Genomic DNA, 20,786 nt, shown 5'->3' on the forward strand with positions numbered 1-20,786 from the left:
ATGCCGAAAACCGTTGCAAAGCATGACGATAGCGCCGCTGGCGGCGCCGAACCGCGCCGCTCGCGCACCAGCGGCATCGACCGGGCGCTGCAGATCCTCGATTATCTGCAGAAGACCGAGCGGCCGGCAACCGCCTACGAAATCGCCCGCGATATCGGCGCGCCTTTGTCGACCATCTACGTGATCGTCGACGATCTCGTCGAAAAGGAGCTGCTCGACCGCCAGGATGGCGGCCTTTTGTGGCTTGGGCCGCGCCTGTACCATTATGGCCTGACCTATGCCCGCACGCTCGACCTGCTCAATGTGGCGGTGCAGGAGATGCACGAGCTCGCCGCGAGTTCGGGCGAGACGATCCAGATCTGCGGCCGCGACGGCGATCAGATGGTCGTCCTTGCGATGGACGAGGGCAAGGACCATTTCCAGGTCACCTCGCGCGTCGGCACCCGCAGCCCGCTCAACTGGACCGCGTCCGGGCGCATGCTGATCGGCCATCTGCCGGAAGCCGAGCGCCGCGAGATATTCGCCCGCTCGGCAACTGTCTCGCCAACCGGCCGCGCCGAAACCGACAAGGACGTGCTGGCCAAAACCGCCGCGGCAGCACTCGAAGAAGGCCTTTCGATCCAGGCCGGTGAGTCCGATTTTTCCGTGGCCTGCATTGCCGCCCCGGTCTGCGACAACCAGGGCGCCTGCCGCGCGACGATCTCGATCGTCGTGCCTGACATCAAGCTGAGGCAGAAGAACCCCGACCTGATCGCTTTGGTGAAGGCAAGCGCTCGACGCATCGAGGCGCGGCTTGGCTGGCAGTCCAGTCGATCGCAGTGACCGATTGCCTTGCCCGGTCGAGCGTGGCACGCAGTCGGATCAGAGGTGGGCCGGCTGCCTAAACAGCCTGCGTGGCTTCGCTAAGTGGATAGCCAACTTTCCATCGCTAGCGTCGCTCTCATCATGGATAGAATAATAAAATTGACATTGCCGTTTGATGAAGGTATCTATTAACGGTCGATATTTGCTTGTTTGATTTTTGTTATTGCACAATGACACTGTGCGTCGACGAACTTCCCTTCAAATAAAATCGCGATGTAACCCGCCGTGCAGTCGCATGGCGGTCGATAAATATTGCCACGAAAGGGGTTTGTCATGACCACTGGCACAGTGAAATGGTTCAATGCTACCAAGGGCTTCGGCTTCATTCAGCCTGATGATGGCGGCGCGGACGTGTTCGTCCATATCTCCGCTGTCGAGCGGGCCGGCATGCGCGAAATCGTCGAAGGCCAGAAGATCGGCTACGAGATGGAACGCGACAACAAGTCGGGCAAGATGTCCGCAGGCCAGCTGCGCGCTGCCTGAACGGGATTTGCGCCCTTCGGTGACCACGGATGTACTGGCACCGTCTTAGGGCGCGACGACCAACGAAGGCCAGGCAGTTTGCCTGGCCTTTTTCTTGACAGCGATCAGGCCTCTTTTCGAAACAGCAGGGATAACAAACATGACCCAGTCCCAGAGCAAGGCTCGAGAGCAGGCAGAGTCGGCCTTTGGCAAAACCCAATCGCAATCTCTCGCCCGCAACCGCATCATCTCCGAGATCGACGCTGTCGTTCAGGAACGCGACGAAAAGACCATGCGGTTACGCGCTTTGCGAATGGAAAAAGAAGCGAGTGAACTTGCCGCCGGCGCTTCGTCCGCTCGCGCCAAGGCCGTCGCCAAGCGTTAAAGCGCCGCGCATCCGTCGGGCGCACGGCGCTCCAGGTTTGCATCGAAGGATCGCAGCTTCCGAAAATCGACTCCGATTTTTTGGCCGGCGCTTATGGCCGGCGGCTATAACGAAGCGCTCGCCGCCGATCCGAAGTTCCGTAGCAGCCGATTGAAATTGGGCATCGGCTTGAATTCAGACCCCCACCCAAATCTCATTTAGGGTCGAAAATAGAACGCTTGTTCGAATTTTTGCCCCCTTGGCCGTTGCCGAGGGTGGACTTTTTGACTCCCAGGATCAGCAGGACAGTCCCGCTCTGGGTCGTCTGGCTGAGTGCAGGCTTGGCTGTTGTCTTTGCCACCATCGGTGCTGCGGCAATTGCCGCCGGCGTGATCATCAGCGACACCAATGCCGCCGTCATGAACGTCTTCATCGCGTTGTCTCCTTCATTGGCCACCTGGCCATCAACAAGCGCTGGATGGCACCGCCCCCCGCCTGGTGCCGAACCGCGCCTGCGCCAAAACGCGGTCTGCATGGTGAAATGCACGCAAATTCCGGACTTGGGCATACGGCAGATGCCGTATTTCGCACCGGAGGCCGGCGCGGTTTCGGCAACTTGGTTAGCCAATGGTTTTCAGAATCGAACGGCGTCGCGGCGTCTGAGGCGCGTTGTGACCTTGGGCGGCTCTGTCGCAATCGGTCGGCTTCTGCGGCCGGAAACCCTGTGTTCTTGTGCCTGAACGTGAAAGACTTTTCCACGGTTGGCACATTTTTTATGCCTGAATCAGAAGTCGGCATCTCTGAACCGCCTCATTCCTTCGCACCCCCCTCTGGCCTGCCGGCCATCTCCCCCACAAGGAGGGAGATTAGTCGCTCCGACGGCGGCGCTCATTCTGCGAATTCGCAAGGATCGGCTTTGCAACGTTGGTGATTGGCCGGGACACTGTTGAAGGCCTGATCTCCCTCCTTGTGGGGGAGATGGCCGGCAGGCCAGAGGGGGGTGCGAAGGATCGCGACCTACAGGATTTGCCTTGCAAGGCACGAGCGACTGTCACCCCTTGTCAGCAACCATCGTGGATAGCCGCCCCCGTTTTTCCACGCCCTCTCCACCTCCCGTATCATCACCTCGCGATCTTCCACGGGACCCCGGTGCGCACCGGGCAGCGGGGGGGGGGGAAGCGCCGGTGCCGGGCTGGCGGGAGGTCGGATCTCCTGCTGGGTGATGAGCCCCCAAGCCCGGGCCTTGCGGCGGCTGGCGGCGCGAAAGCGTTGAGGCGACTGAGCGGGGCAAGAACATCGGGCGGGGCGCGAACGTCGCGCCACATAATTACTAATCGGAAGGCACGGCCTCGCGCCCCGCTTCCCGAACTACCTCCTGCAAGGGAGTGCTCTTTGACAATGGCCAGGCGCGAAAGCGAGCGTGGCAGTAAATGAGTTTGGCCACCCTCTCGCAATAAACGGGGCGAGGAGAATGTCGCCCCTACCCCCGCTCTTTGAGCAAACGGCCTTTTTCGCGATTCCAGTCGCGCTGCTTTTCGGTCTCGCGCTTGTCGTGCAGCTTCTTGCCGCGACCGACGGCGAGCAGCATCTTGGCCATGCCGCGATCGTTGAAATAGAGCTTGAGTGGCACCAGCGTCATGCCCTCGCGCTCGATGCTCTGGGCAAGCTTGGCCATCTCGCGCTTGTTGACCAGAAGTTTGCGGCGCCGCCGCGTCTCGTGGTTGAAGCGGTTGGCCTGCAGATATTCCGGCACGTAGGAATTGATCAGCCAGAGTTCGCCGCCTTCGAAAGAGGCGTAGGAATCCTGGATGTTGGCCTGGCCCAGGCGCAGCGACTTGACCTCGGTGCCGCTCAGCACCATGCCGACCTCGAGCGTGTCGAGCACCTCATAGTTGAAGCGCGCCTTGCGGTTTTCCGCGGCGACCATGTTGTTGGGGTCGGATTTCTTGCCCTGGCTCATGATGTTGAGGCCCGTTCTGCAACTCGCATGCGCGAGTCATATGTTGGTGTTTCCGAGAGCCGGAACACAGCGAAGTATCCGCCGCGAACACGGCAGCGCGAAGACGCCTTCAGATGACCGCGAAAGCGGATTGTCCGAAAGGGTTTCGCGCGGCTCAGTTGATGAGGCCGGCGTGCTTCATCGCCGCGTCGATCTTTTCGGCGGTCGACGCCTCGATGGTCATCAGTGGCAAGCGCAGCACGTTTTCGATCTTGCCAAGCCGCGACAGCGCATATTTGGCGCCGGAAGCGCCGGGCTCGATGAAGATCGCCTTGTGCAGCGGCATCAGGCGGTCCTGCAATTCGAGCGCCTTGTCCTTGTCGTTGGCAAGACTTGCCTGCTGGAACTCGGCGCAAAGCCGGGGCGCGACATTCGATGTCACCGAAATCGCACCGACGCCGCCATGGGCGTTGAAACCAAGCGCCGAAGCGTCCTCGCCCGACAGCTGGATGAAATCCTTGCCGCAGGTGATGCGCTGCTCGGAGACGCGCTCGACCTTGCCGGTCGCGTCCTTGACGCCCCTGATGTTCTTGAAGTCATGCGCAAGGCGCCCCATCGTCTCGGGCATCATGTCGATGATCGAGCGCGGCGGGATGTTGTAGATGATGAGCGGCAGCGTCGTTGCCTGGGCAACGGCTGCGAAATGCGCATAAAGGCCACGCTGCGTCGGCTTGTTGTAGTAGGGCGTGACCACCAGCACGGCGTCCGCACCGACGCTTTCGGCAAACTTGACCAGGCCGATGGCCTCTTCGGTGTTGTTCGAACCGGCACCCGCGACAACAGGTACCCGGCCACGCGCAACCTCGACGCACATCTTCACGACCTGGCGGTGCTCGTCATGACTCAGCGTCGGCGACTCGCCCGTGGTGCCGACCGGCACAAGACCCGTGGTGCCCTCGGCGATCTGCCATTCGACGAGTTCGCGAAAGGCTTTCTCGTCGAGACGGCCATTCTTGTCGAATGGTGTCACGAGCGCGGTAAGTGAGCCTCTCAGCATGTCGTCCAACTCCAGCAACCCTACGGTTTCGCAGCTTTTTGATATCGCCGGCTTTCTAGCCGAAAGCAGGGCCGCGCACCATAGTCTCGACACCAATTTGCGGCAAGTATGGCCGGTACTTATATCACTTCGAATCGAACGACCGCGCTAACCTTTCATTAACCCGCTCTTCACCAGATCAACCTAGGCTCACGATACACGCCTCTGACTGTCACCCGTAAGGATAAGGAATGGCCAGGATCATTCCGGCTGCCAGGCCGCATCATATAGCGCTTTTGGGCGCCTTTATTGCCCTGGTGCCCATCCCCGCCGGCAGTTCCAGCCTCGACCCGCAGGCAACCTCGGCCATCCCCTTCGCCAGCATCGGCAAGGCCGATGCCGCGCGCGCGGCCTTCGGCACGCTCGACCGGTTGAAGAACGGGCTCGATGCGCTGTCGAGCGGCGATCTGGCACAGGCGCGGACCATCCGCGACGCCCTGCCCGCGACCGCGCTCGACCGCCACATCCTGATGTGGGCGATCGCCATCAATGGCGGCGACAAGGTGCCGAGTGCCGACATCGCCGCAGCAGCGCAGGCCCTGCCCGGCTGGCCGGGCCTTGCCACGCTTCGCCGTAACAGCGAACGCGCCATGGCGCGCGAAAACCCCGGCCCCAACATCGTCGTTTCGGCCTTCGCCGCCAGCGAGCCGCAGACCATCGAAGGTGCGTTGCTGCTCGCCCGTGCCCAGATGGCGCTCGGCAACGCCAAGGCGGCGCTGGCTGTGTTGCTGCCCTACTGGCGCAACGAGAAGCTGGAGCCCAAGGACGAAACCGCTGTCGTCAAGGAGTTCGGCAGTCTCATCCCGGCCGCAGACCACCGCATCCGCATGGAAAAGATGCTCTATGCCGACCGGGTCAGCTCCGCGGCGCGGGTCGCCGACATGGCCGGTGCCAAGGCCTTGGCCGATGCCTGGAGTGCTGTGATCAAGGGCGACAAGAAGGCATTAGCGCTGCTCGACGCCGTGCCGGTGAACCAGCGTTCGGCGGGTTATTTCTTTGCCAAAGCGCGTTTTCTGCGCAAGCAGGAGAAGTTCACCGACGCCGCGGCCATGATGCTGAAGGCGCCAAAGGACCGCGCCGCACTGGTCGACCCGGACGCATGGTGGATGGAGCGCCGCGTCCTGTCGCGCGAGCTGCTCGACGAGGGCGACGTCAAGACCGCCTACCGGATCGCCGCAGCGCACTCGGCCGAAAGTGCGACCAACGCCGCCGACGCCGAGTTCCATGCCGGCTGGTATGCGCTGCGCGGCCTCAACGACGCCAAGCTTGCTGCGGGCCATTTCGAGCGTATCGCCAAGATCGCCGGCAGCCCGATCTCGCTGTCGCGCGCCTATTACTGGCTCGGCCGCGCCGCCGAAGCCGGCGGCCCCGGGAATGCGAAGGATTATTACGCGCGCGCCGCCACCTACGGCACGACCTTTTACGGCCAGCTCGCCGCCGAACGAATCGGCAGCAAGGCGCTCAATGTCGTCTATCCCGCGCCGACCGCCGCCGACCGCCTGACATTTTCGCAGCGCGAAGCTGTCAGCGCGATCACGCGGCTGGAAGGCTCGGGCTATGCGCCCTATGCCGAGATGCTTTACCGCGACCTCGCCGGCCAGCTGAACAGCCCGGGCGAGCTCGCGCTGCTCGCTGCCATGGCCGAAAAGCAGGACAATCACTATCTGGCGCTGCGCGTCGGCAAGATCGCGGCACAGCGCGGCCTCGACATCGGTGCCTTGTCGCATCCGATCGGCGTCATCCCCGCCTCGGCCAATATTTCGGGCTCAGGCAAGGCGCTGGCCTACGCCATTGCGCGGCAGGAAAGCGAGTTCAAGGTTTCGGCCGTCTCGGGTGCCGGCGCACGCGGGCTGTTGCAGCTCATGCCAGGCACGGCCAAGGACTTGGCGAAGAAGGCCGGCTTGGCCTATTCGCAAGACCGACTCACCACGGATGCCGGCTACAACGCCACTTTGGGCGCGAATTTCCTTGGCGAGCAGCTCAGCCGCTTCAACGGGTCGTATATTCTGACCTTCGCCGGCTACAACGCCGGGCCGCGCCGTGCCGATCAGTGGATCGCTAGATATGGCGACCCGCGCGGCAAGGATCTCGACACCGTCGTCGACTGGATCGAACGCATCCCGTTCTCCGAGACCCGCAGCTACGTCCAGCGCGTCATGGAGAACTATCAGGTCTACAAGATGCGCCTTTCGGGCAGCTACGACATCAATGGCGACCTGGTGAACGGCCGCTGACGCGGCTTCTTTGGCCCACGTTTGACCTGCCGCAACCGCACCTGTAGCTAATTCAGGCCGGTGCGACAGGCGCATTGTGCGGGGGAGAAGCGACGCGATGTCCAGCGAAGACGGCTTTTCGGACTTCTTTTATGCATCGCCGGACGGCCTGAAGCTGCATGCGCGGCTCTATGGAGCCGATAATCCCGGCCTGCCGGTCGTGTGCCTGCCCGGCCTCACCCGTAATAGCAGGGATTTTCACGAGCTCGCGCTCCATCTCGCCAACACCCCCAAAAAGCCACGCCGAATCATATGCTTCGACTATCGAGGTCGTGGCCAATCGGCCTACGACCCGAACTGGCAGAACTACAATGTCGGCATGGAAGCTGCCGATGTCATCGCGGGCCTGGACGCACTCGGCATCGATCAGGCGGTCTTCATCGGCACGTCGCGCGGCGGATTGATCATCCATGTGCTCGCCGCCATGCGCCCTGCCCTGATCAAGGCAGTCGTGCTCAACGACATCGGCCCGGTGATCGAACCAGCCGGCCTTGCCCATATTCGCTCATATCTGGAGAATTCATCGCGCCCGGAGGATTTCGCTGACGCGGTGCGGATTCAAAAAAGCGTCCACGGCGGGGCATTTCCGGCCCTGACGGAGGCCGACTGGAACAGTTTCGTCCACGCCATCTATCGCAATGAGGATGGAAGGCCAGTCGCCGACTTCGATCCTGCGCTGATCAACACCGTGCTGGCAATGGATCTCGACAAGCCGCTGCCGGATTTATGGCCACAGTTCGAAGCCCTCGCGTCAGTGCCCATGCTCGCCGTCCGTGGCGCGAACTCGCGGTTGCTGTCGGTTGCAACGCTTGAGGAGATGCACAGGCGCCATCCGAGGCTCGGATCGATCACCGTCGAGGGTCAGGGCCACGCACCGTTTCTGGAGACAGGGGAGCTGCCGGACAGAATCGCGGATTTCTTGCGGGGAGCCGACGCTTAGGCAAGCTCGGCGGCACGCGAAGGTAGAGCAACCGCACCAATTTCAGGACCGAAGAGCCGGCAAAAATGCCCTGCCACGATTGCTGCGACGACAGTAGTCGCCGGGCGGCAATGGCATTCGCCACCACTGCAACTGTAGCCGCACCAAACGAAAAAACCCGGCGGTTGCCCGCCGGGTTTTCCTCAGATCAGCTGTAGAGCCGATTAGAACGAAGCGTCGAGACGCAGGAAGCCAGCGAAACCGCCGCCATTGCCCTTCGGAAGGTTGTCGAAGCTATCGCCATCGAAGTAGTTGAGGGCGAGCTTGGCATTGAGGTTCTCGACGATCTTGTAGTCGATGACCGCGCCGAGCGAGTAGTCGTTGAAGCCGCCGTTGGCAATGCTGCGGTTGTCATCATGCGCATCGCCGAAGTACTGACCGCCGAAGCCGACTGCCAGCTTCTCGTTGACCTGGTACTTCAGGTAACCAGCGAGCGTCCAAGCGTAGCCGTTGTAGACGCCGCCCGTGAAGCCGTCGACGGAACCGGTCGGGTTGATGGACCAGTAGGTCGGGCCCGACTCGTAGCCTGCCAGAATCTGCAGGGTGAGAGCGTCGGTTGCCTTGATGTTGGCGATTGCCTTGAGAGCGAACTCTTCATAGGCATTGTCATAACCAGCATACAGGTTGAGCGAACCCCAGCCCTGATTGATGGCAACCTTGCCGACGACCAGCGGGACGTAGTCGAAGTTGTCCGACTCTTCTTCCAGGCCGAGCGACACGGCGATGCCGTTGCCGGCGTCGAAGGTGTAGCGGATCTGGTTGACGCGCTCACCGCCGCCAGCGTCGAACTCGCCGTCGAGATCGCCGTCGAACAGGGTGTCGGTGTGACCGACGAGCAGGCCGCCGAGTTCGAAGTAAGCGTGACGCAGAGCCGTCTTACCTTCGCTCTTGAGACCGCGCCAGCTGTTCGTATCTGTAACATCGTCGTGGACCCAGCCGGCATCGCCACCAATGCCTGCCTGGAACTCGATGTAGCGGCGGAACGTGCCGTATTCGGTTTCCGAACGCGCATCCAGCTTCAGACGCATAAGCGCGCCCTTGTTCCAGCCGTTGTCGCCGATGTGCTCAGCAAAGCCGATCTCGTAACGAACGAGGCCGCCGATCTTGAGGCAGGTCTCGGTGCCGGGGATGTAATAGAAGCCCGCGCCGTAAACGTCGCAGATGCGGACGTATTCCATGGGCTCCGGCTCAGCAACGACGACAGCGTCGGCCGCACGAGCGCCGGAGACTGCGAGCAGAGCCGCAGCGGAGCCGAGAAGTAGGCTCTTAATGTTCATTTTCTGACCTCCAGTCAGAATCGCGACCGAAAGCCGAAAAACATGTCCGCAAAGCCGTGGAAAATGAACCGCATTGCCAGCGGCAACGGCGCAAGCGACTGAAATATTTGGTGATTTTTGATTTCGGTGGAAATGGCGGCCTAAGGCTGGCGGAGAGGATGGGATTCGAACCCACGAGAAGCTTTTGACCTCTACTCCCTTAGCAGGGGAGCGCCTTCGACCACTCGGCCACCTCTCCGTTGCGCCGCTGGATAAAGAAAAGGAGCGGCACAATCAACAAGCCTTTGCGACAATATACATAAAAAGCGTCGCCAGGTGGTCGCAGCCAACGAATCGTCGGTCTCTGCGAGACGCCCATGGACGCCGGATCGTTCACGACTCGTCGCCATGACATCTCAGGTAGATGCGCTGGCGAGCGGGAAAGCAGCGGTCAAACGGCGCCATATCTTAATGACTTCTTTATAGGGGGTATCAAATCGTGTCTTTTGTGCAACATCGCCTGTCGATAGCACGCCCGGAGCCCCTTGCGGATTGCGTTGGTTGTTGAACCGCGGCGGCTCATGGGTAATGTCGGTGTCGAAGAGGGAGCGCGGTGCGCATCTTTTTCAAACGGGGATGGGGCAGGGAACGCTGTCCTTCAGCAAAAAATACCCAGACCCTTTTATGAAACTTTTGACTGGAGGTCAGAAAATGAACATTAAGAGCCTACTTCTCGGCTCCGCTGCGGCTCTGCTCGCAGTCTCCGGCGCTCGTGCGGCCGACGCTGTCGTCGTTGCTGAGCCGGAGCCCATGGAATACGTCCGCATCTGCGACGTTTACGGCGCGGGCTTCTATTACATCCCCGGCACCGAGACCTGCCTCAAGATTGGCGGCCTCGTTCGTTACCAGATCAGCAATGCTGAGCACATCCTGGAAGACGGCTGGAACAAGACCGCTCTTATGCGTCTGAAGCTGGATGCGCGTTCGGAAACCGAATACGGCACGTTCCGCCGCTACATCGAGTTCCAGGCGAGCACCCAGAACAATGGTGGCTGGGAGCAGACCGATACGGTTGATCCAGTCACCGGTCTGGATGCTAGATGGACCGGCCTCAACGGCGAAAGCGGCACGGCTCTGCGTCATGCCTACTTCGAACTCGGCGGCCTGCTCGTCGGTCACACCGACACCCTGTTCGATGGCGATCTCGACGGCGAGTTCGACTCGGGCGGCGGCGACCGCATCAACCAGATCCGCTACACCTTCGACGCCGGCAACGGCATCGCCGTGTCGCTCGGCCTGGAAGAAGAGTCGAGCAACTTCGACTACGTGCCGCTGGTCGTCGGCAAGGTTGCCATCACGCAGGGCTGGGGTTCGCTCAACCTGTATGCTGGTTATGACGACGCCTATGGAGAGTTCGCTCTCAAGGGTATCGCCAACATCAAGGCAACCGACGCACTCACCCTGCAGCTTCTCGCAGGTTACGAGTCGGGCCCGACCTACTGGTCGATCAGCCCGGTTGGTTCGATTGACGCCCTCAGCACCGAGTATCGGGGCTACGCTTGGACGGTTGCGGCTTACCTGAAGTACCAGGTCAACCAGAAGCTGGCAGTCGGCTTCGGCGGTCAGTACTTCGGTGACGCGCACGACGACAACATCGCGTCCCTCGTCCCCGGTGGCATCAACATCAAGGGCGGCAACAACGACTACTCGCTCGGCGCGGTCATCGACTACAACATCGTCGAGAACCTCGATGCGAAGCTCGCCCTCAACTACTACAACGGCGACTCCTTCGATGAAGACAATGGCGGCAACGGCGGTGGTTTCGCTGGCTTCCTGCGTCTCGACGCAGCTTTCTAATCAGCTGACGTTGTAAGCAAAAAGGCGGCCCGGGTTTCTTTTTGAGACCCGGGCCGTTTTTCTACCGGCGGCAGCGTCGGGATATCGAACTGAACGAAGGAGCTGGACGGACGTTGTAGACAAGTGCGATCCGAAGCCGGGAACCATTGCCCCTGCCGAATTGTCATGAGTTGTATGAACATTGTCGTCGCCTTGCCGGCCACCATATCGTGGAGTAGCGTTAGCTGCTTTTCGTCGAAAGGTTGCCGGAAAATTTATGAAGAAAGCAACTTCAAAGGACCATATTGTGAGCGGCCATCATTCTGCCGCCCTGATGACGAATTGCAAGGTAACTTACAGCTTCAATAATATTAAAGAAGTAAAGTCATTTAGGGTTTTAGAGCTTTTTGCGTCCTACAAAGACATTCTATGGGACGACGGAAAGCATAAATACAACGTCAGCTCCTTCCTCGGTGAGATCGACGAGATTCTTCTAGGCGAGCGCTTCAGCGCTTTTTCCCAGGAGGCGCTCGACGGCCTGATAGGCTCCCTGCGTCAACGCGGTAACAGCAACGCGACCATCAATCGAAAGATGGCCGCATTGAGCAAACTACTGCGCAAGGCCTACAAGATGGGAGATGTCCACAGCCTGCCCGAGTTCCGCCGCCAGAAAGAGCGGGCGGGACGAATCCGCTTTCTCGAACCCGAGGAAGAGGACAGGCTTTTCGCCGCCATCAAATCCAGAAGCGAAGATGCCTACCGGCTCTCGGTGTTTCTTGTCGACACGGGGTGCCGCCTGGGCGAGGCGCTTGGGCTGATCTGGAACGACATTCAGGACACGCGCGTCAGCTTCTGGATCACCAAATCCGGCCGCAGCCGTACCATTCCGCTGACCGGCCGCGCCAGGGAAACCGCAAAGTGGCCACCCGAGCGCGGACCGCGCCCGAAGGGGCCGTTCGCCATGCTGACGCAACCGCAATTCCGCGCGATATGGAACGACGCCAAGGCCGAAGTGGGCCTCGCCGCCGATGATCAGGTGGTGCCGCACATCCTGCGCCACACCTGCGCATCACGCCTGGTACAAGGCGGCATCGACATTCGCCGCGTGCAGATGTGGCTCGGTCACCAGACGCTGACGATGACGATGCGTTATGCCCACCTGGCCACCAACGACCTCGACCGCTGCGTGGTGGTGCTGGAGCGTCACTGACAAGCGATTCGAGAGCGGCACGCGCCAGTCATCTGGCGCGTGAGGCGAATCGCAAAGGCACCATGCGGGGGCCGATCCATGCTGACTTTCGGGCACCCTGACTGGCGCCGAGCTTGCTGCGGAAACTCTGGCTGCCACCACAAACCGCATGCAAGCCCCGCCCTTTTCGTCGTATAGGCGGGGTCTTTCAAGATTTCCGCGCGCGGTTCGGGCCGGATCGCGCCAATGAGTATGTTGCCATGACCAAACGCCCGCTTCTGACCCCCGTCATCCGCGCCCTGCCCGTCACCGTGCCTTTCGTTGGGCCCGAGGCTCAGGAGCGCGAGCGCGGCAGGCCGTTCCGGGCTCGCATGGGCGCCAATGAGAGCGGTTTTGGCCCCTCGCCCCGCGTCGTTGCGCGCATGCAGGAAGCCGCAGCCGACATGTGGAAATATTGCGATCCCGACAATTACGATCTCAAGCTCGCATTGGCCCGCCATCTCGGGCTTGATGCCGACAATGTCGTGGTCGGCGAAGGCATAGACGGCCTGCTCAATCTTGTCGTGCGCATGTACGCCGCCGAAGGCGATCCTGTCGTCACCTCGCTCGGCGCCTACCCGACCTTCAATTTCCATGTCGCCAGCGTCGGCGCCCGGCTGGTGCCGGTGCCGTTCCGCAACGACAAGGAAGATCTCCAGGGCCTGCTCGACGCGGTGAAGCGCGAGAACGCGCCGATCGTCTATCTTTCCAACCCGGACAATCCGATGGGCAGCTGGTGGGAGGCGGACGACATCCTGCGCTTCATCGAGGCACTGCCAGAGACGACGACGCTGATTCTCGACGAAGCCTATGGCGAGACGGCACCTGCCTCGGCGCTACCGCCTGTCGATGTCTCGCGACCCAATGTCGTGCGCATGCGTACCTTCTCCAAGGCCTATGGGCTTGCCGGCATCCGCTGCGGCTATGCCTTCGGCGATGCCGAGGTGATCGCCAGTTTCGAAAAGGTGCGCAACCACTACGGTGTGAGCCGCATGGCGCAGATCGCCGGCGAAGAGGCGCTCGCCGACCAGGCCTGGCTGGCCGATGTGGTGGCCAAGGTGGCAGTCGGGCGCGAGCGCATCGCCACGATCGCCCGCAACAATGGGCTCAAGCCCCTGCCCTCGGCGACCAATTTCGTCACCATCGACTGCGGCAGCGACGCTGCGTTCGCGCTTGCCGTGATGCGCAACCTGCTGGCTCGCGATGTCTTCATCCGCAAGCCGATGGCGCCGGTGCTCGACCGCTGCATCAGGGTCAGTGTCGGGCTCGACCACGAGATCGACATTTTCGCCGAAGAATTGCCCGGCGCGATCGCCGCCGCGCGCGGCTGAGCCGGCACATAAAGCTTGAACCGATAGTGGGCGCGGAGTTGCTTCGCGCCCTCATCCACAGCTGCCATGGATGCCTCTTGAATTAATTAAACGTTCGTTTTATTAATTGGCCATTCGGGAGGAATGGCTGAATGGCGCGAACGGCAGGTTCGGACGGCGAAAGAACCGAAGCGGCGATCCGCGACGCAGCTGTGCAGTTGATCGCGCGCCATGGCTTCGAGGCCGTGACGATGCGCCAGCTGGCGGCTGAAGTCGGCGTCCAGGCCGCAGCGCTCTACCGCTATTTTCCGACCAAGGAAGATTTGCTCCACACCTTGATGCGCGAGCATATGGTGGAGCTGGCCGCCACCTGGCAAAGCGCCCGCCCCGACAATGATGATCCAGTGGCGCGGCTGACCAGCTTTGTCGCCAATCACATCCGTTTCCACGTCGAGCGCCGCCACGCCACCCATGTCTCGAACATGGAGTTGCGCAGCCTTTCGCGCGATAATCTGACCAGCATCCTCAAGCTCCGCACGGCCTATGAGAAGGAGCTCAGGACCATCCTGCGCGATGGCGCGGACGCGGGCGTGCTGGAGGTCGACGACACCGGGCTGACCGCCATGGCGATCATCCAGATGATCACCGGCGTCATCGTCTGGTTTCGTCCCGATGAAAGACTGTCGGTCGATGAAGTGACAGCGACTTATCTGGCCATGACGATGCGCCTGACGGGCGCCAGGCCAAACACGGAGGACAGGCATGTACGACAAGACGCTGAACTTCGGGCTTGGTGAGGATGTCGACAGCCTGCGCGAGATGGTGCGCCGCTTCGCCCAGGACCGCATCGCGCCGATTGCCGCCGACATCGACCGCGACAACGAATTTCCCGCGCATCTGTGGCAGGAGCTTGGCGCGCTCGGCCTGCTCGGCATCACCGCCGACCTAGAACATGGCGGTTCGGGCATGGGTTATGTCGCCCATGTCGTTGCGGTGGAAGAGATTTCCCGCGCCTCGGCCTCGGTCGGCCTGTCTTACGGTGCGCATTCGAACCTGTGCGTGAACCAGATCAAGCGCTGGGGAACGGCTGAGCAGAAGGCTAAATACCTGCCCAAGCTGTGCTCGGGCGAGAATGTCGGCGCGCTCGCCATGTCGGAGAGCGGCTCGGGTTCGGATGTCGTGTCGCTGAGGCTGAAGGCCGAAAAGCTGAATGACCGCTATGTGCTCAACGGCTCCAAGATGTGGATCACCAACGGCCCCGACGCCGACACGCTGGTGGTTTATGCCAAGACCGATGCCAACATGAAATCGCGCGGCATCACCGCCTTCATCATCGAAAGGACGATGAAGGGATTCTCAGTCGCGCAAAAGCTCGACAAGCTCGGCATGCGTGGCTCGAACACCGGCGAACTGGTGTTCGACAATGTCGAGGTGCCGTTCGAAAACGTGCTGCATGAGGAAGGGCTGGGCGTCGAGGTGTTGATGTCGGGGCTCGACTATGAGCGCGTGGTGCTGGCCGGCGGGCCGATCGGCATCATGGCGGCATGCCTGGACGTCGCGGTGCCTTATGTCCACGACCGCAAGCAGTTTGGCCAGCCGATCGGCGAGTTTCAGCTCGTCCAGGGCAAGCTTGCCGACATGTATTCGACGATGAATGCCGCCCGCGCCTATGTCTATGCGGTGGCGGCAGCCTGCGACCGGGGCCAGACGACACGCAAGGATGCGGCCGGCTGCGTTTTGTTTGCCGCGGAAAAGGCAACGCAGTGCGCGCTCGACGCGCTCCAGCTGCTCGGTGGCAACGGCTACATCAACGACTATCCAACGGGGCGACTGCTGCGTGACGCAAAGCTCTATGAAATCGGCGCCGGCACCAGCGAAATCCGACGCTGGCTGATCGGCCGCGAGATCATGGCGGATGGGGTTTGACCGCGATTTGCCGCAAACTTGGAAGAATGGCATAATTTCATTTCCTGCCACAGATCGAGGTGATTGCCATGACTGCGCCAGAAGGGCCGAAAGGTTTCGCCGAAGAACCCAAGCAGTTCGAAAGTCTGGAAACGGGCCTCGCGTCAGTCGAATATGTCAGGCTGAAGATTGGTGACGGCGGCCGCATTGTCATTCCGGCGGGAATGCGCGCAGCGATGTTCGTCAAACCCGGGGACACCGTGACCGCACGTGTCGTCGACGGAGAGTTTCGTATCGTGTCGCCTGATGTAGCCTTGAAACGCGTTCAGGCAGAGGCACGGAAGTTCAAGGCGAAAAATCCCGAGGTAAGCGTGGTCGACGAGTTTATCGCAGAGCGACACGAAGAGGCACGCCGAGAGACCGAGGAAGCCAACACCTGGCGCAGGGAGCGCGGATTACCTCCGCTTGAGGCCGAGTGAGCGGCTACGTCCTCGACTCCTCGGCGATTTTGGCGGTTCTGCTCGGCGAAAACGGCCGCGACCTGGCAGCCGATCTGGCCAAGAATGCGCTGATGTGCAGCGTGAATCTTGCCGAAGTCGTCACCAAGTGTGTTGAATACGCTTATCCAGAGGACATCGCGTTACAGTATGTGAGGGACAGCAATATCGAGATCGTCGCCTTCGATGCCGAACTCGCAATTCTCGCGGGCGAGCTGCGCAAGAATTGCGGCAAAGGCGTGCTTTCGCTCGGAGATCGAGCCTGCATCGCCACGGCTGCGAGACATCAAGGAACCGCCGTCACTGCCGATCGTATCTGGTCCACGCTCGACCTCGGCTGCCAAATCGAACTGATCCGCTAGGTCCGAAGCAATGCTGGACTTCACCGAAATTACGAGGCTAGTGCGTTAGATTCGCCCCCCACCATGACTGCTTCGCGCCTTGGGCGCAGCACCGCATGGGTATCACTCCAAGAGGAAAAATGCCGACGCTCAACTCCCAGATCTCGCCCTCCACCGAAAGCTTCAAGGCCAATGCCGCACGCCTGCGAACGCTGGTGGCGGATATACGCGACAAGGCAACAACGGTGGAGCGCGGTGGGTCGGATGAGGCGCGCAAGCGGCATGCCTCGCGCGGGAAACTGTTGCCGCGCGAACGCCTCGCGCAATTGCTCGACGCCGGCTCGCCATTCCTTGAGGTCGGCCAATTTGCCGCTTGGGGCCTTTATGGCGGCGACATCGCATCGGCGGGGCTGATCGCCGGCATCGGCCGGGTCGAAGGCACCGAGGTCATGGTGGTGGTCAATGACGCCACGGTGAAGGGCGGCACTTACTACCCTTTGACGGTGAAGAAGCATTTGCGCGCGCAAGAGATCGCGCTGCAGAACAATCTGCCCTGCATCTATCTTGTCGATTCCGGCGGGGCGAACCTGCCCAACCAGGACGAGGTTTTTCCCGACCGCGATCATTTCGGCCGCATCTTCTTCAACCAGGCCAACATGTCGGCCGCCGGCATTCCGCAGATCGCCTGCGTCATGGGTTCATGCACGGCGGGCGGCGCCTATGTGCCGGCTATGTCGGACGAAACGATCATGGTGCGCAACCAGGCGACGATCTTCCTGGCCGGCCCGCCGCTGGTGAAGGCAGCAACCGGCGAGGATGTCAGTGCCGAGGAACTGGGCGGTGCCGATCTGCACACGCGTGTCTCCGGCGTCGCTGATCACTATGCCGTGGACGACGAGCACGCGCTGGCGATTGTCCGGCGCATCGTCAAGAACCTGAATCGGAAGAAGGACATCGGGCTCGTCCTGAAGAAAACGATTCCGCCTGTTCATGCACCTGAAGAGGTCTATGGCGTGATCCCTGCCGACCTGCGCCAACCCTATGACGTGCGTGAAGTGATCGCGCGGGTGGTCGACGGTTCGGAATTCGACGAGTTCAAGCAGAACTACGGCACCACGCTGGTGACGGGCTTTGCCCATATCCACGGCATGCCTGTCGGCATCATCGCCAACAATGGCGTGCTGTTTTCGGAGAGTGCGCTCAAGGGCGCGCATTTCATCGAACTGTGCTGCCAGCGCAAGATCCCGCTGGTGTTCCTGCAGAACATCACCGGCTTCATGGTGGGGGCGAAATACGAAGCCGGCGGCATCGCCAAGGACGGCGCCAAGCTGGTGACGGCGGTGGCGACGGCGCAGGTGCCGAAGGTGACCATCATCATCGGCGGCTCGTTTGGCGCCGGCAATTACGGCATGTGCGGGCGGGCCTATTCGCCACGCTTCCTGTGGATGTGGCCGAATGCGCGCATCTCGGTGATGGGCGGCGAGCAGGCGGCGACAGTGCTCGCCATGGTCAAGCGCGAGGGCATCGAACGCAAGGGCGGCACATGGTCGAAGGAGGAAGAGGCCGAGTTCCGCGCGCCGATCCTCGAGAAATACGAACGCGAGGGCCACCCGCTCTACTCCTCCGCACGACTGTGGGACGACGGCATCATCGACCCGGCGCGAACGCGCGAGGTGCTGGCGCTCAGCCTGTCTGCCGCGCTCAACGCGCCGATTGCCGACACCAAGTTCGGCGTGTTCAGGATGTGATGGGGGATCAAGGCATGTTTTCGAAAATCCTCATCGCCAATCGCGGCGAAATCGCCTGCCGCGTCATTCGTACCGCCCGCAAGATGGGTGTGAAGACAGTTGCCGTCTATTCGGACGCGGACGCGCGCGCGCTGCATGTGTCGATGGCCGACGAGGCCGTGCATATCGGCGGTTCGCCCGTCAACGAAAGCTACCTGCGCGGCGACGTCATCATCGCCGCTGCCAAGGCGACCGGTGCCGAGGCGATCCATCCTGGCTATGGCTTCTTGTCGGAAAACCCCGACTTCGTCGACCAGGTGACGCAAGCCGGCCTCGTGTTCATCGGACCATCGGCGGATTCGATCCGCGCCATGGGTCTCAAGGATGCTGCCAAGCGGCTGATGGAAAAGGCCGGCGTGCCGGTTGTTCCCGGTTACCACGGCGAGGCGCAAGAGATCGTCATCCTGGCCAGCAAGGCGCGCGAGATCGGCTATCCCGTGCTGATCAAGGCGCGCGCCGGTGGCGGCGGCAAGGGCATGCGCCGCGTCGACCATCCGGATGATTTTCCCGACGCGCTGTCGGGCGCGCGCCGCGAGGCCAAGGCTGCCTTCGGCGACGATCGCGTGCTGGTCGAAAAATATGTCGACAAGCCGCGCCATATCGAGGTGCAGGTGTTTGGCGATAATTTCGGCAACGCGGTGCATCTGTTCGAGCGCGATTGCTCCGCCCAGCGCCGCCACCAGAAGGTGATCGAGGAAGCCCCCGCCCCTGGCATGACGGCTGAACTGCGCGCGGCGATGACCGAAGCCGCGGTGAAAGCCGCCAAGGCGATCGGCTATTCCGGCGCTGGCACGATCGAGTTCATCGTCGATGCGTCCGAGGGGCTCAAACCCGACCGCTTCTGGTTCATGGAGATGAACACGCGGCTTCAGGTCGAGCACCCGGTGACCGAGATGGTGACCGGCGTCGACCTTGTCGAATGGCAGTTGCGCGTGGCCGCTGGCGAAGAACTGCCTTTGGGCCAGGATGGCATCGGGCTCGATGGCCATGCTTTCGAAGCACGGCTCTATGCGGAAGACCCGGCCAAGGGATTCCTGCCGGCGATCGGCACGCTGCATCACCTCAGTTTCCCGACCGAAACGGCTGCTGGCACTGAGATCCGGGTTGAAACCGGCGTAAGGCAGGGCGACGCGATTTCGCCTTTCTACGATCCGATGATCGCCAAGGTGGTGACGCATGGGCCGGACCGCGCCACAGCACTCGATGCGCTGGCCGAGGCGGTGACCCACACAGAAGTGGCGGGATCGACGACCAACGCGGCGTTCCTGGCAGCGTTGGCACGGGACGTCGACTTCGCCTCAGGCGATGTCGACACCGGTCTTATCGGGCGCAAGCAGGACGAACTCACAACGACCGCCGCGCCAGGCAGCCGTGCCATCGCGCTTGCCGCATTGGCGGCCACTGGTGCAACCGCATCAGCAACCTCCAACGATCCGTGGTCAGGCCTCACCGGCTACGCCCATTTCAACCCGCTGGCCCGGCGGGCGTCGCTGTCGTTTGGCGGTGCGGAGATCGTCGCCCACATCACTGCGCGGCCGGACGGGCGTTTCGACGTCAGGCCCGATGGCGGTGAAGCCTTCGTGCTTGCGGCCGGGACGAGCAACGCCGGCGCAACTGTTGCCGCCTGGCCCGGCCATGTCACGGTATTCGAAAACGGCCGCTCCTTCGACTTCGTCATCAGCGATCCTTTCGCCCGCGCCGCCGAGATCGGCGAAGGCACGTCAAGCATGCGCGCGCCGATGCCGGGCCTGGTCAAGCTTGTGCGTGCCGCCAAGGGCGACAAGGTGAGCAAGGGCCAGCCGCTGCTGGTGCTCGAAGCGATGAAAATGGAGCACACCATCACCGCCACACATGACGGCGTCATCTCCGAGATCGCCACCGAGGGCGCGCAGGTGACGGATGGAACGGTGCTGGTGCGCTTCGAGGAGTGACGGGTTGAGGGGAGTAAGGCAGTAGGGGAATAGGGCAGTAGAGAAGCCACTGCCTTACTGCCTTACTGCCTTACTGCCCTGCTGCGGCAAATCGGATATCTCCATGGACATCAACAGCGACGCCGTACCGCACCACCTTTATGAGGACGTGCTGGCGCTGCTCACCGGCACGATGCTGGTGGCGCTTGGGCTGGTACTCTACACCCAAGCAGGGCTGATCACAGGCAGCTCGGCAGGACTGGCGCTGCTCATCCAATATGTCACCGGCTACGGCTTCGGTGCCGTGTTCTTCGTCATCAACCTGCCGTTCTATTATCTTGCGGTGAAGCGCATGGGCTGGCCGTTCGCGCTGCGCACCTTCGCCGCGGTGGCGCTGATTTCGGTGATGTCGAAGCTGACGCCCGACTGGATCGGCATCGGGAACCTGAACCCGCTCTATGCGGCGATTGCCGGTGGCGGGCTGATGGGCATGGGGCTGTTGGTGCTGTTTCGCCATCGCGCCGGTCTCGGCGGCTTCAACATCCTCGCGCTCTACCTGCAGGACAATTACGGCATCCGCGCCGGCTATTTCCAGCTCGCGGTCGACCTCACCATCCTGGTCGTGTCGCTGTTTTACATCGAACTCGACAAGGTCGCGCTGTCGGTGGTGGGTGCCGCGGTGCTCAATCTGATCATCGCCATCAATCACCGCCCTGGCCGCTATGTCGGCATGAGCTGA

At 61.7% G+C, this 20,786-nt stretch carries 19 protein-coding genes and 1 tRNA gene; 15 read left to right on the top strand and 5 right to left on the bottom strand.

Translation table 11 applies throughout. From position 1 onward, the window contains the following. The 3 genes from AC1RTB_RS17745 to AC1RTB_RS17755 all read left to right on the top strand — a co-directional run bounded on the left by AC1RTB_RS17745 (position 1) and on the right by AC1RTB_RS17755 (position 1,711). Positions 1-822: an IclR family transcriptional regulator gene (locus tag AC1RTB_RS17745; RefSeq protein ID WP_492880223.1), complete on the top strand. Its 822-nt coding sequence runs from the start codon at positions 1-3 to the stop codon at positions 820-822. Between the two features lie 315 nt (positions 823-1,137). Further along, positions 1,138-1,347, top strand: coding sequence for a cold-shock protein (locus AC1RTB_RS17750; RefSeq protein WP_476783785.1), 210 nt, complete (start codon positions 1,138-1,140; stop codon positions 1,345-1,347). A 139-nt stretch (positions 1,348-1,486) separates the two neighbouring features. Further along, positions 1,487-1,711 carry a hypothetical protein gene (locus tag AC1RTB_RS17755; RefSeq protein WP_492880222.1) on the top strand — a complete coding sequence of 75 codons (225 nt, stop codon included), beginning with the start codon at positions 1,487-1,489 and terminating at the stop codon, positions 1,709-1,711. A 193-nt stretch (positions 1,712-1,904) separates the two neighbouring features. On the opposite strand, the gene AC1RTB_RS17760 is transcribed toward AC1RTB_RS17755, so the two are convergent. The 3 genes from AC1RTB_RS17760 to dapA form a co-directional block, all read right to left on the bottom strand. Continuing rightward, positions 1,905-2,318 (bottom strand): hypothetical protein, encoded by a 414-nt coding sequence (locus AC1RTB_RS17760; RefSeq protein ID WP_492880221.1) that lies wholly within the window; start codon positions 2,316-2,318, stop codon positions 1,905-1,907. 852 nt (positions 2,319-3,170) lie between these two features. Next, the gene (smpB, locus tag AC1RTB_RS17765; protein WP_492880220.1) at positions 3,171-3,650 is read right to left on the bottom strand and encodes an SsrA-binding protein SmpB; all 480 of its coding nucleotides are present in this window, start codon (positions 3,648-3,650) and stop codon (positions 3,171-3,173) included. A gap of 154 nt (positions 3,651-3,804) precedes the next feature. Continuing rightward, positions 3,805-4,686: a 4-hydroxy-tetrahydrodipicolinate synthase gene (dapA, locus tag AC1RTB_RS17770; RefSeq protein ID WP_492880219.1), complete on the bottom strand. Its 882-nt coding sequence runs from the start codon at positions 4,684-4,686 to the stop codon at positions 3,805-3,807. A gap of 230 nt (positions 4,687-4,916) precedes the next feature. Here dapA and AC1RTB_RS17775 point away from each other — a divergent pair, with 230 nt between their 5' ends. Continuing rightward, entirely contained in the window at positions 4,917-6,959 is a 2,043-nt protein-coding gene (locus AC1RTB_RS17775; protein ID WP_492880218.1) for a lytic transglycosylase domain-containing protein, read from the top strand. Between the two features lie 97 nt (positions 6,960-7,056). Beyond that, positions 7,057-7,938, top strand: coding sequence for an alpha/beta fold hydrolase (locus AC1RTB_RS17780; RefSeq protein ID WP_492880217.1), 882 nt, complete (start codon positions 7,057-7,059; stop codon positions 7,936-7,938). Positions 7,939-8,141: 203 nt separating this feature from the next. Here the strand turns inward: AC1RTB_RS17780 and AC1RTB_RS17785 are convergent, their stop codons facing one another. Beyond that, positions 8,142-9,254 (bottom strand): porin, encoded by a 1,113-nt coding sequence (locus tag AC1RTB_RS17785; protein ID WP_492880216.1) that lies wholly within the window; start codon positions 9,252-9,254, stop codon positions 8,142-8,144. A gap of 147 nt (positions 9,255-9,401) precedes the next feature. Next, positions 9,402-9,492: transfer RNA gene (locus tag AC1RTB_RS17790), tRNA-Ser, on the bottom strand. A gap of 452 nt (positions 9,493-9,944) precedes the next feature. Here AC1RTB_RS17790 and AC1RTB_RS17795 point away from each other — a divergent pair. The 10 genes from AC1RTB_RS17795 to AC1RTB_RS17840 all read left to right on the top strand — a co-directional run bounded on the left by AC1RTB_RS17795 (position 9,945) and on the right by AC1RTB_RS17840 (position 20,786). Next, a complete protein-coding gene (locus AC1RTB_RS17795; RefSeq protein WP_492880215.1) occupies positions 9,945-11,090 on the top strand; it encodes a porin in 1,146 nt (381 codons plus the stop codon). Between the two features lie 313 nt (positions 11,091-11,403). Beyond that, entirely contained in the window at positions 11,404-12,279 is an 876-nt protein-coding gene (locus AC1RTB_RS17800) for a tyrosine-type recombinase/integrase (protein ID WP_492880317.1), read from the top strand. A 239-nt stretch (positions 12,280-12,518) separates the two neighbouring features. Then, entirely contained in the window at positions 12,519-13,628 is a 1,110-nt protein-coding gene (locus tag AC1RTB_RS17805; RefSeq protein ID WP_492880214.1) for a pyridoxal phosphate-dependent aminotransferase, read from the top strand. 131 nt (positions 13,629-13,759) lie between these two features. Further along, a complete protein-coding gene (locus AC1RTB_RS17810) occupies positions 13,760-14,404 on the top strand; it encodes a TetR/AcrR family transcriptional regulator (protein ID WP_492880213.1) in 645 nt (214 codons plus the stop codon). Then, positions 14,370-15,533 carry an isovaleryl-CoA dehydrogenase gene (locus tag AC1RTB_RS17815; protein ID WP_492880211.1) on the top strand — a complete coding sequence of 388 codons (1,164 nt, stop codon included), beginning with the start codon at positions 14,370-14,372 and terminating at the stop codon, positions 15,531-15,533. Before AC1RTB_RS17810 ends, AC1RTB_RS17815 begins: the two co-directional genes overlap by 35 nt. A 68-nt stretch (positions 15,534-15,601) precedes the next feature. Further along, a complete protein-coding gene (locus AC1RTB_RS17820; protein ID WP_492880209.1) occupies positions 15,602-15,991 on the top strand; it encodes an AbrB/MazE/SpoVT family DNA-binding domain-containing protein in 390 nt (129 codons plus the stop codon). Continuing rightward, entirely contained in the window at positions 15,988-16,371 is a 384-nt protein-coding gene (locus AC1RTB_RS17825) for a type II toxin-antitoxin system VapC family toxin (protein WP_492880208.1), read from the top strand. The genes AC1RTB_RS17820 and AC1RTB_RS17825 overlap by 4 nt, the downstream gene beginning before the upstream one ends. Positions 16,372-16,490: 119 nt before the next feature. Further along, positions 16,491-18,098: a carboxyl transferase domain-containing protein gene (locus tag AC1RTB_RS17830; protein WP_492880207.1), complete on the top strand. Its 1,608-nt coding sequence runs from the start codon at positions 16,491-16,493 to the stop codon at positions 18,096-18,098. A gap of 14 nt (positions 18,099-18,112) precedes the next feature. Continuing rightward, a complete protein-coding gene (locus AC1RTB_RS17835; protein ID WP_492880206.1) occupies positions 18,113-20,068 on the top strand; it encodes an acetyl/propionyl/methylcrotonyl-CoA carboxylase subunit alpha in 1,956 nt (651 codons plus the stop codon). Positions 20,069-20,171: 103 nt separating this feature from the next. Then, the gene (locus tag AC1RTB_RS17840; protein WP_492880205.1) at positions 20,172-20,786 is read left to right on the top strand and encodes a YitT family protein; all 615 of its coding nucleotides are present in this window, start codon (positions 20,172-20,174) and stop codon (positions 20,784-20,786) included.

The sequence above is a fragment of the Aminobacter sp. GW821-FHT11F06 genome (assembly GCF_058808215.1).

Excerpts from the sequence above, each read along its gene's own strand:
- AC1RTB_RS17745 (WP_492880223.1), top strand. The coding sequence starts at position 1 with ATGCCGAAAACCGTTGCAAAGCATGACGATAGCGCCGCTGGCGGCGCC.
- AC1RTB_RS17750 (WP_476783785.1), top strand. The coding sequence starts at position 1,138 with ATGACCACTGGCACAGTGAAATGGTTCAATGCTACCAAGGGCTTCGGC.
- AC1RTB_RS17755 (WP_492880222.1), top strand. The coding sequence starts at position 1,487 with ATGACCCAGTCCCAGAGCAAGGCTCGAGAGCAGGCAGAGTCGGCCTTT.
- smpB (WP_492880220.1), bottom strand. The coding sequence starts at position 3,650 with ATGAGCCAGGGCAAGAAATCCGACCCCAACAACATGGTCGCCGCGGAA.
- dapA (WP_492880219.1), bottom strand. The coding sequence starts at position 4,686 with ATGCTGAGAGGCTCACTTACCGCGCTCGTGACACCATTCGACAAGAAT.
- AC1RTB_RS17775 (WP_492880218.1), top strand. The coding sequence starts at position 4,917 with ATGGCCAGGATCATTCCGGCTGCCAGGCCGCATCATATAGCGCTTTTG.
- AC1RTB_RS17780 (WP_492880217.1), top strand. The coding sequence starts at position 7,057 with ATGTCCAGCGAAGACGGCTTTTCGGACTTCTTTTATGCATCGCCGGAC.
- AC1RTB_RS17785 (WP_492880216.1), bottom strand. The coding sequence starts at position 9,254 with ATGAACATTAAGAGCCTACTTCTCGGCTCCGCTGCGGCTCTGCTCGCA.
- AC1RTB_RS17795 (WP_492880215.1), top strand. The coding sequence starts at position 9,945 with ATGAACATTAAGAGCCTACTTCTCGGCTCCGCTGCGGCTCTGCTCGCA.
- AC1RTB_RS17800 (WP_492880317.1), top strand. The coding sequence starts at position 11,404 with ATGACGAATTGCAAGGTAACTTACAGCTTCAATAATATTAAAGAAGTA.
- AC1RTB_RS17805 (WP_492880214.1), top strand. The coding sequence starts at position 12,519 with ATGACCAAACGCCCGCTTCTGACCCCCGTCATCCGCGCCCTGCCCGTC.
- AC1RTB_RS17810 (WP_492880213.1), top strand. The coding sequence starts at position 13,760 with ATGGCGCGAACGGCAGGTTCGGACGGCGAAAGAACCGAAGCGGCGATC.
- AC1RTB_RS17815 (WP_492880211.1), top strand. The coding sequence starts at position 14,370 with ATGTACGACAAGACGCTGAACTTCGGGCTTGGTGAGGATGTCGACAGC.
- AC1RTB_RS17820 (WP_492880209.1), top strand. The coding sequence starts at position 15,602 with ATGACTGCGCCAGAAGGGCCGAAAGGTTTCGCCGAAGAACCCAAGCAG.
- AC1RTB_RS17830 (WP_492880207.1), top strand. The coding sequence starts at position 16,491 with ATGCCGACGCTCAACTCCCAGATCTCGCCCTCCACCGAAAGCTTCAAG.
- AC1RTB_RS17835 (WP_492880206.1), top strand. The coding sequence starts at position 18,113 with ATGTTTTCGAAAATCCTCATCGCCAATCGCGGCGAAATCGCCTGCCGC.
- AC1RTB_RS17840 (WP_492880205.1), top strand. The coding sequence starts at position 20,172 with ATGGACATCAACAGCGACGCCGTACCGCACCACCTTTATGAGGACGTG.